General features: G+C 31.9%; 15 protein-coding genes. 7 read left to right on the top strand and 8 right to left on the bottom strand.

Annotated elements, in window-relative coordinates; all coding sequences use genetic code 11:
- Positions 1 to 29 precede the first annotated feature (29 nt).
- Positions 30 to 656: a YggS family pyridoxal phosphate-dependent enzyme gene (locus ELQ16_RS07350; RefSeq protein WP_134238901.1), complete on the top strand. Its 627-nt coding sequence runs from the start codon at positions 30 to 32 to the stop codon at positions 654 to 656.
- Between the two features lie 17 nt (positions 657 to 673).
- Here ELQ16_RS07350 and flaC read toward each other — a convergent pair whose 3' ends face one another.
- The 4 genes from flaC to ppk2 form a co-directional block, all read right to left on the bottom strand.
- Complete coding sequence (gene flaC, locus ELQ16_RS07345) at positions 674 to 1,426, bottom strand: flagellin C (RefSeq protein WP_134238900.1); 753 nt, start codon at positions 1,424 to 1,426, stop codon at positions 674 to 676.
- Between the two features lie 34 nt (positions 1,427 to 1,460).
- Positions 1,461 to 1,928, bottom strand: a complete 468-nt coding sequence (locus tag ELQ16_RS07340) for a DUF4149 domain-containing protein (protein ID WP_134238899.1) — start codon at positions 1,926 to 1,928, stop codon at positions 1,461 to 1,463.
- A gap of 110 nt (positions 1,929 to 2,038) precedes the next feature.
- Positions 2,039 to 3,229, bottom strand: coding sequence for a M20 family metallopeptidase (locus ELQ16_RS07335; protein ID WP_134238945.1), 1,191 nt, complete (start codon positions 3,227 to 3,229; stop codon positions 2,039 to 2,041).
- A complete protein-coding gene (gene ppk2, locus ELQ16_RS07330) occupies positions 3,213 to 4,061 on the bottom strand; it encodes a polyphosphate kinase 2 (RefSeq protein ID WP_243832610.1) in 849 nt (282 codons plus the stop codon). The genes ELQ16_RS07335 and ppk2 overlap by 17 nt, the downstream gene beginning before the upstream one ends.
- An 83-nt stretch (positions 4,062 to 4,144) precedes the next feature.
- On the opposite strand from ppk2, the gene dsbD reads away from it, so the two are divergent.
- The 6 genes from dsbD to ELQ16_RS10035 all read left to right on the top strand — a co-directional run bounded on the left by dsbD (position 4,145) and on the right by ELQ16_RS10035 (position 9,146).
- On the top strand, positions 4,145 to 5,824 hold the full coding sequence (gene dsbD / locus ELQ16_RS07325; protein WP_134238898.1) for a protein-disulfide reductase DsbD: 1,680 nt from the start codon (positions 4,145 to 4,147) through the stop codon (positions 5,822 to 5,824).
- Positions 5,821 to 6,474: an MOSC domain-containing protein gene (locus ELQ16_RS07320; protein WP_134238897.1), complete on the top strand. Its 654-nt coding sequence runs from the start codon at positions 5,821 to 5,823 to the stop codon at positions 6,472 to 6,474. Before dsbD ends, ELQ16_RS07320 begins: the two co-directional genes overlap by 4 nt.
- Before the next feature lie 66 nt (positions 6,475 to 6,540).
- On the top strand, positions 6,541 to 7,875 hold the full coding sequence (locus tag ELQ16_RS07315) for a sodium-dependent transporter (protein ID WP_134238896.1): 1,335 nt from the start codon (positions 6,541 to 6,543) through the stop codon (positions 7,873 to 7,875).
- An 82-nt stretch (positions 7,876 to 7,957) separates the two neighbouring features.
- Positions 7,958 to 8,173 carry a hypothetical protein gene (locus tag ELQ16_RS07310; protein ID WP_134238895.1) on the top strand — a complete coding sequence of 72 codons (216 nt, stop codon included), beginning with the start codon at positions 7,958 to 7,960 and terminating at the stop codon, positions 8,171 to 8,173.
- 72 nt (positions 8,174 to 8,245) lie between these two features.
- Positions 8,246 to 8,728: an MvdC/MvdD family ATP grasp protein gene (locus ELQ16_RS07305; RefSeq protein WP_134238894.1), complete on the top strand. Its 483-nt coding sequence runs from the start codon at positions 8,246 to 8,248 to the stop codon at positions 8,726 to 8,728.
- A 247-nt stretch (positions 8,729 to 8,975) separates the two neighbouring features.
- Positions 8,976 to 9,146 (top strand): hypothetical protein, encoded by a 171-nt coding sequence (locus tag ELQ16_RS10035; protein ID WP_166739672.1) that lies wholly within the window; start codon positions 8,976 to 8,978, stop codon positions 9,144 to 9,146.
- 43 nt (positions 9,147 to 9,189) lie between these two features.
- Here ELQ16_RS10035 and ELQ16_RS07300 read toward each other — a convergent pair whose 3' ends face one another.
- Genes ELQ16_RS07300 through ELQ16_RS07285 form a run of 4 tightly spaced genes read right to left on the bottom strand, consistent with a single transcriptional unit; the run spans position 9,190 to position 13,167 of the window.
- Positions 9,190 to 9,969 carry an enoyl-ACP reductase gene (locus ELQ16_RS07300; protein WP_134238893.1) on the bottom strand — a complete coding sequence of 260 codons (780 nt, stop codon included), beginning with the start codon at positions 9,967 to 9,969 and terminating at the stop codon, positions 9,190 to 9,192.
- The gene (gene dapA / locus ELQ16_RS07295; RefSeq protein WP_134238892.1) at positions 9,969 to 10,865 is read right to left on the bottom strand and encodes a 4-hydroxy-tetrahydrodipicolinate synthase; all 897 of its coding nucleotides are present in this window, start codon (positions 10,863 to 10,865) and stop codon (positions 9,969 to 9,971) included. Before dapA ends, ELQ16_RS07300 begins: the two co-directional genes overlap by 1 nt.
- A gap of 2 nt (positions 10,866 to 10,867) precedes the next feature.
- Positions 10,868 to 12,109: a pitrilysin family protein gene (locus tag ELQ16_RS07290; RefSeq protein ID WP_134238891.1), complete on the bottom strand. Its 1,242-nt coding sequence runs from the start codon at positions 12,107 to 12,109 to the stop codon at positions 10,868 to 10,870.
- Positions 12,106 to 13,167, bottom strand: coding sequence for a quinone-dependent dihydroorotate dehydrogenase (locus ELQ16_RS07285; protein WP_134238890.1), 1,062 nt, complete (start codon positions 13,165 to 13,167; stop codon positions 12,106 to 12,108). The genes ELQ16_RS07290 and ELQ16_RS07285 overlap by 4 nt, the downstream gene beginning before the upstream one ends.
- Between the last annotated feature and the right edge of the window lie 18 nt (positions 13,168 to 13,185).

The following is a 13,185-nucleotide window of genomic DNA, read 5'->3' as shown; positions in this document are numbered from 1 at the left end:
CTTTAACCTTAAAACTCACAAGGAAAAAAATGCATTTAGAACAAATTTTAGAAAAAACAAAAAATATAAGAATCGTTGCAGCAAGTAAATATGTCAATGCGGATAAAATCAAAGAATTAAACGCAAAAGGCTTGATGGAATTTGGAGAAAATCAAGTTCAAGCCTTGACTCAAAAAAAAGAAATCTTAGATCAAGAAAATTTAAATATCAAATGGCATTTTATCGGAACTTTACAAAGCAATAAAATCAATCTATTAATCAAACAGCGTCCCATTTTATGGCAGTCTTGCAATGGATTAAAAATCGCTTTGGCTATGGATAAAAGACTAGATTATAAACTTGATACTTTGCTTGAAATTAATGCTGCTAATGAAGAAAGTAAAAGCGGCATTGATGTCTCGCGTGCTATTAATGAATATTTACAAATTCAAAATTCATGCAAAAATCTAAATCTATGTGGAATTATGAGTATAGGCTCACACAGCGATGATGAGAAAGAAATCATCAAAAGCTTTGAAAAAACTTATCAAATTTATGAAAAACTACAAAAACACGGTGCGAAAATTTGCTCTATGGGAATGAGTTCAGACTTTGAACTTGCTATAAAATGTGGATCTAATATGGTGCGTTTAGGGAGTATATTATTTAAAAATTAAGCCCAAAAAACGGGCTTTTAAAAATCCAATAAATTAGCAATTTTGCTTTGAAGTTGCATATTTGATTGAGCTAAGATAAAACTTGCTGCATTTTCTTTTAAATAGTTTGAATTTAAATCATTCATATTTTTTGCCATGTCGTTATTTAGCAAGTTGTTTTCAGCTGCTTTGGTATTGATACTATTTTGCACGCTAGAATTAATGTTGGATGTTAGCACATTAATACCCCCACCAATCTCTCCTCTTAAAGCATTAACTTGATCTATAAATTGCGTAATGCTTTCTTGATTATTTATATCAAGTCCATCTGCAGACAAAGGATTTAGATTTGTCGTTTGAGTTCCACTTCCTACAACGAAATTCATAGTCTGAAATACATTTTTTCCATTATAGCTTGCATTGTTAAAAGCATCATTAATAGACTCTTGAAGTCTTGTAGCTTCACTTTGTATCATACTTTTTTGATTATCATTTAAGGCTGCGTTATTCATTTTTACCGAAAGTTCATTTAGCCTATTGGCACTTTGGGAAATATTAGCCAAACTTGCATCAGCAATTTGCAAAACACCGATTGCATCATAAGCATTTGCTACGCCTTGATCAATGGCGCTAGCTTGAGATCTTAAAAAATCTGCAATGCCTAAATTCGCACTATCAACACCACTAATAGCGCGCATAGCAGAAATATTTTCTAAAGCTTTTTCGCTAGACTTTTGTGCATTATTTAAATAATAATTTTGCTGCATTGCTGTAGAGTTGTTAATTTTCATAATTTCCTCCTTTAATCTGATTGCTTCATAAATTTTATATTTTTTTAGCTGTTTTAAAACTTAAGAAAAATAAAAACGCTTGAGCCACAACCATGATTTTTATCACTACTTCGCTTGCCGAGTGAATACCTGCAAACTCGGCATTTTGTGTTGCAACTTCACCTAATTCCTGAGCTTTGACAATATAATCTGTAAAATAAAATACAAAAACTGCACTTAAAACCAAAATAATCAAAGCAAGTAAAATCTTTGAAATTCTCACACTAAAAGAACAAAGCTCTTTTGAAAATAAAGCAAAAATAGTATTAATCACACTCACGCCCAGCAAAATATAACCAAATTTAATAAAAATTTGTGTCATTAAAATACCGCTTTGAAACTGAGTTAAAACCCCTTCTCCTAAAAATTCTTGCGGATAAAAAATTACAGGCGCAACCATAACACCAACACAAAGTTCTATACCTATCATCATTGCTAATAACAATAAATTCACCGCTTTCATTGATTGTTTTCCTTGTATTTATATAATTTAAGAGAAAATTATAACTAAAAATAAAAAATATTTCTTTAAAATAATCAACAAGCTTTAGCACATAAAACAAAAAAACGCTCTTAAGAATTTAAAAATTCCAAAGCCATCATCGCATCACCTTGCATCAAAACCTTTAAATTCTCATCATCCCAACAAAAGGTAGAACTATGATGTAAGGTGGGATTTTTTAAATCCTTTGAAATTCCTACAAAAACATAAGCTCCCATTCTTTCGCGCGTTAAAAAAGCAAAATCTTCAGCGCCCATATCAGGCTTAGCTGTGTTAATAATATTTTGCTCACCTAAAACTTTAGCAAAAGCTTTTCTGGCTATATTTGCAGCATTTTTATCATTAATTAAAGGCGGATATTCTCTTTTATAATCAAGTCTATATTCTCCACCAAATGCTAATGCAACAGCTTTGGCAATGTTTTCTATTGAGCTTTGCATTAATTTTTGATTTTCATCGCTTAAAAAACGCACCGTTCCTTGCAATATGGCATTTTGCGGTATCACATTAAAGGTTGTCCCTGCTTCGATTTTTCCTATAGTAACTACTCCTGCATCCACAGGTTTTAATTTCCTTGAAACAATGCATTGAACATCAGTGATGAATTTTGCCGCCATTACAATAGGATCAATAGTCGTATGTGGATGCGCTCCATGCCCACCATGACCGACAAATTCAAGCTCAAAAACATCAACCCCTGCCATCATCTCGCCATCTACAATTTGAGCAGTATTTTCAAGCAAAGGGCCCCATAAATGACAACCAAAAACTGCATCTACGCAAGGATTTTTAAGTACCCCTGCTTCTATCATAGGCTTTGCACCCCCACTTCCTTCTTCAGCGGGTTGAAACATAAATTTAACACTTCCACTAAAATACTCTTTTAATTCATTTAATATCAAAGCAGCCCCCAAAAGTCCAGCCGTATGTCCATCATGCCCGCAAGCGTGCATTTTCCCATCGATTTTTGAAGCGTATGAAAGTCCGGTTTTTTCTTGCACAGGCAAAGCATCCATATCTGCTCTCAAAAGCACACATTTTGGCTTTTTATCACTTGTCTTTTTGCCTTCTATGATTGCTAAAATTCCAGTTTTTGCTATATTTCTTTGATATTTTATGCCAAATTCATCTAAAATTTCACACACCAATTTTGCTGTATTTTCTTCTTCAAATTCAAGCTCAGGATACATATGAATTTGATGTCTTAGTTCTTTGATTTTAGGATAGTATTTTTGTGTTAAATCTTTAATTACTTGCTGCATTAGCATTTTGCTCCATTTTAATTTTCATTCTTTCAACCTCTTCCTTGCCATTTCTCACAATCTTTGGATCAAAAGCAAGTTTTTTAAAGCGCTTTTTATCTGGATAATCCACATGAGATAAAATGTATTTAAAAATATTAAGCCTTGCTTGTTTTTTATTATCCGTTGCAATGATAGTCCAAGGGCACAAAAGTGTATCTGAGGCAAGGAGCATAGTGTATTTTGCCTTTGTATATTCATCCCATAATTCTTGAGATTTTTTATCTACTGGCGAAAGCTTGTATTGTTTTAAAGGATCATTTTTTCTTGCCTCAAAACGCTTTTCTTGCTCAGCTTTGGAAATAGAAAAATAAAATTTGAAAAAAATAATTCCACTTTTTACTACCATTTCCTCAAACAAAGGCACTTCTTTTAAAAAACGCTCGTGCTCTTTTGGAGTGCAAAAACCCATCACAGGCTCTACTCCTGCACGGTTATACCACGATCTATCAAAAATCACTATCTCACCAGCGCTTGGCAAATGTGCTACATAGCGTTGAAAATACCACTGTGTCCTTTCAACTTCACTAGGCTTTTCAAGTGCTACCACACGACACCCTCTTGGATTTAAATGCTCAACCAATCTTTTAATTGAACCACCTTTACCCGACGCATCGCGTCCTTCGACTATGATTAAAACCTTTAATCCTTCTTTTTTTACATAATTTTGAAATTTCAAAAGCTCAATTTGAAGCATTTGCAATTCTTTCTCGTATTCAATAAGACTTTTTTTAACCTTAATATAAGTGCAACCTTTTTCTTCCTTAACCTGCTCTAAAGTCATTGCATCCATAATATCCCCTTAAAAAATATCCATAAATTTACCATAAATAAAATATAATTTCGAAAATTTTCACTCTAAAATTAGGAACACTTATGCGCATTTGTTTATTTTTGTTTATTTTTATCAATTTTTTATTTGCAAATCCTCTTAGTTTAGAGCAAGCCTTTAAGCATACTTATAATTTTAATTCTCAAGGCGTTAGCGTTAAAATCACACTAGGAAAAGATATCTATCTTTATCAAAAGGAATTAAAAATACTCTTAGCAAATCAAGATATTACAGATTTAATCTCTTTGCCAAAAGCTATCAATAAAAACGGTGAAAAAGTTTTTTATCATCAGCTTAACTTATCTTTACCTAAAATTTTACTCGAGCACGAAATGCAAGATAAAGCCTTGCTGGATATTTATTTTCAAGGATGTTCCGAGCAAGGATTATGTTATAAACCTCAAATTTTACATTTTGAAATTCAAAAAAATCAGCAAAATTATGAAATAAAACCAGCAACCCAAAATATCCAAACCAATGTAAGCGAAGAACAAAACATTGCTAATAATATGGAGAAAAAATCCTTTATTTTAGTTTTACTTAGTTTTTTTGGATACGGTTTATTACTATCCTTAACGCCTTGTACTTTGCCAATGATCCCCATTTTATCCTCTTTAATCCTATCAAAAAGCACATATAAGCCTTCTAAAAAATACGCTTTATGGTTGTGTTTTATCTATGTATTTTTTATGTCTTTAGCCTATGGAGTAGCTGGTGTTATAGCAAGTTTTTTAGGTGCAAGCTTACAAGGTTTATTGCAAAAACCTTTGGTTTTGATCATTTTTGCTTTAATTTTTGTGTTCTTATCGCTTTCATTGTTTGGACTTTTTAGACTCGAATTGCCTTTGAAATTCCAAAATTTTATACAGAAAAAAAGCAATAAAGGCAAAGGTGTTTTAGGGGTTGCTTCAATGGGTTTTTTATCTGCTTTAATTGTAGGTCCTTGTGTCGCCGCTCCTTTGGCTGGAGCTTTGATTTATATCGCAAATTCAAAAGATGCATTGCTGGGTGGATTAGCACTTTTTACTATGAGTTTTGGCATGGGTTTGCCTTTATTTTTAGTAGGTTTTGGAGTAAGTTTTTTAAAAGCTGGAATTTGGATGCAAAAAATTCAATTTTTCTTCGCTTTTTTAATGCTTGCAATGGCTCTTTGGATACTCTCTCGCATTCTTGACGCTTCTTTAATATTGATAGGATTTGGTATATTGGGAGTATTTTTTAGTGTATTTATGGGACTTTTTGATAATGACTTGGGGGTTTTAAATAAAATCAAAAAAGCTTGTTTGATTTTAATTTTAAGTTATAGTTTAGCCTTATTTTTAGGAGGTTTATTTGGAGGAAAATACTTCTTAAAACCCTTTAATATAACCTCAACCATAGAAAACAAAAATTTAAATTTCAACCATATAACAAAACTTAGTGACTTAAAAAATATCATTAATGATAACGAAAAAGTTTTAGTCTATTTTACGGCTTCATGGTGTGAAAATTGCAAGCTTTTAGATGAATATACTTTTAGCAATGAAAAAGTTCAAGAAAAACTTAAAAATTACACACTCATTAAGGTTGATGTAAGTCAAAATAATGAAGAACAAATTAAAATAATGAAAGAATTTAGCGTATTTGGACCACCAGTTTTGATCTTCCTTGATAATCAAAAAGAAAATTTAAAAATCACAGGTTACATAAATACTAATGATTTATTGCAAAGGTTAGATCAATGAAAATTCAAAGCTTGCAAATAGGGCAAGTTAAAAATTACACTCATTTTAAAAGTGGCTTTATTAAGGATATATATTTAAATTCTGCTAAGGTTGAAATTTCAGGAATTGTTGATGATGGAATTGCAGATTTAAAACACCACGGCGGAAAAGATAAGGCGATTTTTGCTAATTCTTGTCAGAATTACATTTTATGGGAAAATTTTCTTAATAAAAAGTTAAATTTTGGCACAATGGGAGAAAATTTAAGTATTGACAATTTACATGAAAGCAATGTTTGTATAGGTGATATTCACAAAATTGGAGATACGATTTTACAAGTGAGCGAACCAAGAAAACCTTGTGTAAAAATTTCACTTGTGCATGATAATAAAAATTTTACTCGCGAAATTTTCAAAAGTGGTTTGAGCGGTTGGTATTACAAAGTGTTACAAAAAGGAACAATAAACTTAGGAGATGGAATAAAAATTTTACAAAAAGATTCAGCAAATTTAAGTGTGCTAGAACTCAATAAGCTTTTTTATCAACCCAAAGAAAATCTTACCATATTTAACAAACTTCTTGCTTGCAAAAATATTAACAAAAATTGGATTGAAAGCATAGAAAAAAGATTAAATCAAACTTATGATGATGAATATATGAGAAAATTATAATTTTTATTTAAGCTTTTCTTGACAAAATTTAAATTTTTAAAATTTCGCTTAAAAAAGGATTTATAAATGCAAAGACAAACATGGAGCAATACCCTAACCTATATCCTAACTGTCGCCGGAGCAACCATAGGATTTGGTGCAACTTGGCGTTTTCCTTATTTAGTAGGAGAAAATGGCGGTGGAGCCTATGTATTAGTTTTTTGCATTGCGATGATTTGCATAGGAATTCCTGTTATTTTGGTTGAAAATGTCATAGGAAGACGGGCGATGAAAAATAGTGTCGATGCCTTTAAAGGAAAATGGCAAGGCGTTGGCTATATGGGACTTTTGGGCAGTTTTGGAATTATGGCTTATTATATGGTGCTTGGCGGCTATGTGTTGGTTTATATTTTTGGCTTATTATTTGGAAATTTTGACCTCTCAAGTCCTGTGAGCAAAGAATACACCAATTCTTTTTATACGCAAAATATAGAGCACAATGCCCTATTTGTAGGAATTTTTACAAGTATTTTTGTGATTATCAACTGGATCATACTAAAAAAAGGCATAATTGATGGCATAGAAAAATCTGTGAAATTCTTAATGCCTATGCTTTTTTTATGCCTTATCATTGTTGTGATGCGTAATATCACTTTAGATGGAGCAATAGAAGGAGTTAAGTTTTATTTAAACCCTAATTTTAAGAAAATCACCCCTAAACTTTTTATTGATGTTTTAGGACAAGTGTTTTTTGCACTTTCTTTGGGATTTGGCGTGATGATCACCCTTTCTTCTCACCTCAATAAAAAAGAAAATTTAATCAAAACTGCAACTTATACCGGAATTTTAAACACAGTTATCGCTGTGATGGCAGGTTTTATGATATTTCCAGCACTTTTTTCAGCTGGACTTGAACCCGATAAAGGACCATCTTTGGTTTTTGAAACCCTACCTATAGCCTTTTCGCATATTCATTTTGGCGGACTTATTTGTGCTTTATTTTTCATGCTTTTACTCATTGCAGCACTAACTACAAGCTTGCCAATCTATCAAGTTATCATTAGCGTTTTAGAGGAAAAATTCAAGCTTTCTAAAAATTTAGCCATTAATCTTACTCTAGGAACAATTTTCATCTTAGGAAATCTACCTTGCATCTTAACCTATGGGCCGTTAAGAGATGTGACTTTGATTCGAGGTAAAAATATTTTTGATAGTTTTGATTTTGTTAGTGGAAATATTTTGTTTGTTTTAACGGCATTTTTGTGCTGCATTTATGTGGGCTGGATACTTAAAAAAGATGCCATTAAAGAACTTTCAAATAATGGAAAAATTAAAAGCATATGGATAAATATTTGGTATCACTATGTTAAATTTGTAGTACCTATTATTATTTTAGTTATCTTTTATTTTGGAATTTTTTAATTTTTCATCTTTAATTATCTCACAATTAAGTTAGAATTTATATATAATACCGACGCAAATTCAATAACTGAAGGAGTTTTAAATGCAAAAAAATAAAGTATTTGCAAGTAGATTTTTAGAGTCAATGAATAAAAATCATCCAAATCAAAATAATTGGGATTGGCAACCTGCAAGCAATAATGCATATGAAATTTACGCAAGCGGAGCACCTACTTCAACACAGCAAAGCACCTATGCTGACGGAAGAGACAATAGAAGCGATTCGGATAGACCTAATGAAGGTTTGATGGCTATCTAATGCTACTCATACTCAGCGATAGCTTTGATGCACATGCAAATAGGGTAGTTGGAAAAATTAAATGCTTTAAAATTGCTCTATTTTAGATTAAATTTAGATACAAAATCTCTTTACAATACTTTCATAAGCTTTCAAAATCATTCTTGGCATATAAAAAATGAAATTTCAAACATAAAAAGCGATGATATCTCTTGCGTTTGGCTTAGAAGATCTTTTGTTGAATTAAGCTTAGAGGAAAAAGAAAGTAAAGAAAAAGATATTGACTTTAAAATTTGGCGCAATGAATTTAACGCCACTCTTTTAGGTCTTTTTCATTCTTTAAAAGATCTACCTTGGCTAAATCCTATTTCACACGCTTTTAAAGGCGATAATAAATATTATCAAATGAGTTTAGCAAAACAACTGGGTTTAAAAATACCAAAAACTATTGTAAGTAATGAAAAAGAAAAACTACTTCAATTTTGCAAAATATGTAAATCAGATGTGATTTTTAAATCAAGAAATTTACAAATTAGACCAAGATTAAGCCAAAGGCATATATGCCAATCGTATTAATAATACACATTTAAAAAACTTTGCTTTAAAAGGTGAAAATCCCATTATGCTGCAAGAATATATTAAAAAATCCTTTGAAGTGCGCTATACGGTGGTTGGCAAAGAGCATTTTGCATGCAAGATAGATTCGCAAAAATCTAAAATCGCTTGTGAAGATTGACGAAGGTATGATCTAGGCAAAACACCACATTTAGCTCTAACTCCGCCACAAGATATCAAAGAAAAAGTTGAAAAATTACTACAAATTATGAATTTAGAATATGGGGCACTTGATTTTATAGTAAATTTGCAAAATGAATGGATTTTTTTAGAAATTAATTATAGCGGACAGTGGCTATGGATAGAAGATTTATCGGGATTAAAAATTAGCGATGGTATAGTAAATTGGATAAAGAAAAATATCAAATTTAATACTTAAAATCACAAAAATTTAGCAACGCATATAAAAAGCGTTGCCATGATTATTTAAAAGTCGTTCCACCATCAACGATGAAAGTATGACCTGTTACCCAGCTTGCTTTGCTTGAGCAAAGAAAAAGACAAGCACCAGCTAGATCTTCAGGCTGTCCCATACGATTTAAAGGGCTTAAATTTATCGTAGCCTGTTTAACTTCTTCATAATTTGTAAAAGCTCTCAAAGCATCAGTTTCAATCGGCCCACCACTTACTACATTCACACGGATATTTTTCTCTCCAAGCTCCGTTGCTGCATATCTTGCCATAGCTTCCACTGCAGCTTTTGCTGTGCCATGCCCTGCGTAATTTTCTATATAAACTAAATTTCCAGTAGATGAGATGGAAATAATGCTTCCACCCCCTACTTTTTCCATTCTTTTGGCTGCTTCTTGAGCTCCTACAACAAAGGCATTTACTGTAGCTGTGAAAATATTATTAATCCCTTTTGGTTTTAATTTCATAAATTTAGTATAACCACCCACAACCGCACGGCCTGAAATAATAGCGTTTGAGATAAAATAATCAATCCTATCAAAATCGGCATCGATTTTTTCAAAAAGCTCTTTATAATTTTCTGGTTCTAAAATATTAAATTCATAGGCTCTTGCTTTGATTTTATAGTTATTTTCTAAATCTTTAATCATTTCATTAGCAATTTCTGCATTAGAATTATAAGTAAAAGCTATATTTGCACCCACTTTTGCAAATTCATAAACTATAGCCTTGCCAATTCCACGCGTTCCACCGCTAATAACTAGAGTTTTTCCTTGAAATTCTGTATTCATTAAAATCCTTTAATATTATATTTTTTCATCACCGCTTCAATTTTAGCGAAATTTTCCTTACTTGGAGGGCATAAAGGTAAGCGGTATTCTAAAGTCGGTATTAAACCCGCAATAAACATAGCTGCTTTAATAGGAATAGGATTACCCTCACAAAATAAAATTTTATTGATATTATAAAGCTCATCGTTGATTTTTTTAGCTTCTTTGTAATTCTCCTCTAAAGCCAAGTGGGTTAATTCACTAATCATATCCGGCAATAAATTCGAAGTTACTGAAATCACTCCCTTTCCACCATTAGAAAGCACTGGATAATTGATCGCATCATCGCCAGAAATCAAAACCATTCTTGGCTCATGTGCGAGTAAATCAACACTTCTGTCTATGTTTCCGCTTGCTTCTTTTACCCCATAAATATTTTTACAATCTCTAAAAAGCTTGATAATGGTTTCAGTTGCAATCTCGCAACCCGTTCTTCCTGGCACATTATATAAAAGCACCGGAATATCCACACTTTGCGCAATTTCTTTATAGTGTAAATAAAGTCCTTCTTGAGATGGTTTATTATAATAAGGCGCCACGCTCAAAATTCCATCAGCACCATGTTCTTGTGCAAATTTTGCCAGACCCACTGCTTCATGGGTTGCATTACTTCCTGCTCCGGCTAAAACCTTTACTTTAGTATTTTTACAAGCTTCTACCGCTATTTCTATACAAATTCTATGCTCTTCATGTGTCAAGGTTGCACTTTCACCTGTTGTGCCTACAGGAACAATGGCATCAATGCCATTTTTAATTTGTCTTTGTATGAGTTTATAATAATACTCCTCGTCTAAATTTCCATTTTTAAAAGGAGTGATAAGTGCTGTCATTGCTCCAATAATAGTATGATTATCCATTCTTAATCCTTTCTTAAAATTACAGTGGTTGAATTTTGCTTAGTAAAGTATTTTTTAGCACATTTTACCAAATCTTGCATTTGTAATTTTTGCACTCTATCTTCATACTCTAAAAGTGGCCTTAAATCGCCCTTAGCAAGATAGGAACCATAAGTATTTGAAACCGCACTAGCTGTATCAAGAGAAAAAATAAAATCACTTTTTATATTATTTTTAACCTTTTGCAAATCCTGTTGCGAAATTTTAACATCTTTTATATCTTGAAGAATTTTCCAAATTTCTTCTTCTACAATTTCGGCTTTGATTTCTGGATTGCAATTAAAAATAAGTATAAATAAATTTTCATCAATAGAGTCGTTTGCAAAAGAATAATAATCGTTAATTAAATTAAGCTTATCAATTAAAATTTCATTAATTAAAGAACTCTTTCCACTTCCCAAAAGCTCTCCTAAAACATTTAAACTCGGCATATCTTTGTGTTTAAAATCAGGAATTTTAAAGCCTATTGCCAAAAACTCTGTGTCGGTTTTTTTCTTTAAGTAAATACGCTTTGCTCCTTCTTGTTTTGGCTCTTTGGTATGAATTTTAGGAATAGCTCTTGTGTTTTTAATTTTTTCAAAATGTTTCCTTGAAAGCTCGAAAACTTCTTTGCTTTCAATATCTCCACTCACTACCAAAATAGCATTTTTTGGTTGATAATAAATACTATGAAATTCTTTAATATCCTCAATACTCCAATTTTCTATATCCTTAAAAAAACCTATTGGTGTCCAATGATAAGGATGATACATAAAAGCATGATTAAAAAGTCTAAAATACAAATATCCCAAAGGATTATTATCTGTTCTCCACCTGCGCTCTTCCAAAACCACAGCTCGTTCTGGCTGAAATTCCTCATCTTTTAAATTTAAATTTGCCATAAGCTCAGCAAAAAGCTCTAAAGCTTTATCTAAATTTTTCTTAGAGCATTTTATATAATAATGCGTATAATCAAAACCCGTGCTAGCATTATCAACCCCACCAAAGCCCTTTACTATCTCATCAAATTCACCTGCTTTTAAATTTTTGGTGCTTTTAAAATTTAAATGTTCGAGCATATGAGCTATACCGCTTTTTCCCATCACTTCATTTCTTGAACCCACTTTGTAAAAAATATCAACGCTAATCACATCGCTATTTTTATTAACTTCAAAAGCATAAACTTCGAGTTTATTTTTTAAACTTATCTTTTCATAATTTATCATTTTAAATTAGCTCCCACTGCTTGACTAATGTGTAAAAATCCATCTTGCTTTAAAAGCTCTATAAGACCTTCATTGATATTTTTAACCAAAGAAGGACCTTTAAAAATCAAAGCCGTATAAACCTGTATTAAATTCGCTCCATTTTTAATACGATCATATGCAAGCTCGGCACTATCTATTCCCCCACTTGCAATAAGCAAAGTCCTACCAAATAAAACCTTAGCCAGCTCCTTAAAGAAAATTCCACTTTTTTCTGTAATAAGCCTTCCGCTAATGCCACCAAAAGTGCGATTATTATCAAGTAAAGAATAATCCACGCTCGTATTGGCTATGATAAGGCCATTAGCGCTAGAATTTATAGCTACCTCACACAAAGAAAGTGCCGCATCTACACTCATATCAGGAGCTATTTTTAACAAGATGGGTTTTTGAGTGATTTCTCTGGCTTTATTAAAAAGCTCTTTAATAAAATCTTCACTTTGCAAAGCTCTTAAATTTTTAGTATTTGGCGATGAAATATTCACAACAAAATAATCACATAAATTTTCAAACTCTTTTAATAAAATTAAATAATCCTCCAAAGCTTGTTCATTAGGAGTAATTTTATTTTTTCCTATATTTGCGGCCAAAGGGATGGCAAAGGGATAAATTTGAGTTAGACGAGAAGCGATTTTTTGAGCACCTTCATTATTAAAACCCATAGCATTTTGTATACTTTCTTGCTTTACAAGACGGAAAAGCCTTGGTTTTTCATTGCCCTCCTGAGCCTTGGGTGTAAAAGTACCAAATTCTAAAAAGCCAAAACCAAGTGCTGCTAGAGGGCGTATCATAGTAGCATTTTTATCAAAGCCACCTGCTAAGCCCACAGGATTATGAAAATCAAGTCCTAATAAATTTTGCTTTAAACTCTCATCATTAACGATATATTGATGTGCTAAAAAACTTAAAGCTCCAGGAAAAACAGTATTTAAAGTCCTTAAACTATGCTCGGCTAGCCAATGAGCATTTTCGGGATCTAATTTAAACAAGAGAGGTTTAATCTGTTCGTAACCAAGCATGAATATCCTTAATTTTTG

The sequence above is a fragment of the Campylobacter sp. US33a genome (genome assembly GCF_004378855.1).
Taxonomy (GTDB): domain Bacteria; phylum Campylobacterota; class Campylobacteria; order Campylobacterales; family Campylobacteraceae; genus Campylobacter_D.
This window is presented reverse-complemented; position numbering and strand designations above follow the sequence as displayed.

Coding starts and splice junctions, on each gene's coding strand:
- ELQ16_RS07350 (WP_134238901.1), top strand. CDS start 30: ATGCATTTAGAACAAATTTTAGAAAAAACAAAAAATATAAGAATCGTT.
- flaC (WP_134238900.1), bottom strand. CDS start 1,426: ATGAAAATTAACAACTCTACAGCAATGCAGCAAAATTATTATTTAAAT.
- ELQ16_RS07340 (WP_134238899.1), bottom strand. CDS start 1,928: ATGAAAGCGGTGAATTTATTGTTATTAGCAATGATGATAGGTATAGAA.
- ELQ16_RS07335 (WP_134238945.1), bottom strand. CDS start 3,229: ATGCAGCAAGTAATTAAAGATTTAACACAAAAATACTATCCTAAAATC.
- ppk2 (WP_243832610.1), bottom strand. CDS start 4,061: ATGGATGCAATGACTTTAGAGCAGGTTAAGGAAGAAAAAGGTTGCACT.
- dsbD (WP_134238898.1), top strand. CDS start 4,145: ATGCGCATTTGTTTATTTTTGTTTATTTTTATCAATTTTTTATTTGCA.
- ELQ16_RS07320 (WP_134238897.1), top strand. CDS start 5,821: ATGAAAATTCAAAGCTTGCAAATAGGGCAAGTTAAAAATTACACTCAT.
- ELQ16_RS07315 (WP_134238896.1), top strand. CDS start 6,541: ATGCAAAGACAAACATGGAGCAATACCCTAACCTATATCCTAACTGTC.
- ELQ16_RS07310 (WP_134238895.1), top strand. CDS start 7,958: ATGCAAAAAAATAAAGTATTTGCAAGTAGATTTTTAGAGTCAATGAAT.
- ELQ16_RS10035 (WP_166739672.1), top strand. CDS start 8,976: ATGAATTTAGAATATGGGGCACTTGATTTTATAGTAAATTTGCAAAAT.
- ELQ16_RS07300 (WP_134238893.1), bottom strand. CDS start 9,969: ATGAATACAGAATTTCAAGGAAAAACTCTAGTTATTAGCGGTGGAACG.
- dapA (WP_134238892.1), bottom strand. CDS start 10,865: ATGGATAATCATACTATTATTGGAGCAATGACAGCACTTATCACTCCT.
- ELQ16_RS07290 (WP_134238891.1), bottom strand. CDS start 12,109: ATGATAAATTATGAAAAGATAAGTTTAAAAAATAAACTCGAAGTTTAT.
- ELQ16_RS07285 (WP_134238890.1), bottom strand. CDS start 13,167: ATGCTTGGTTACGAACAGATTAAACCTCTCTTGTTTAAATTAGATCCC.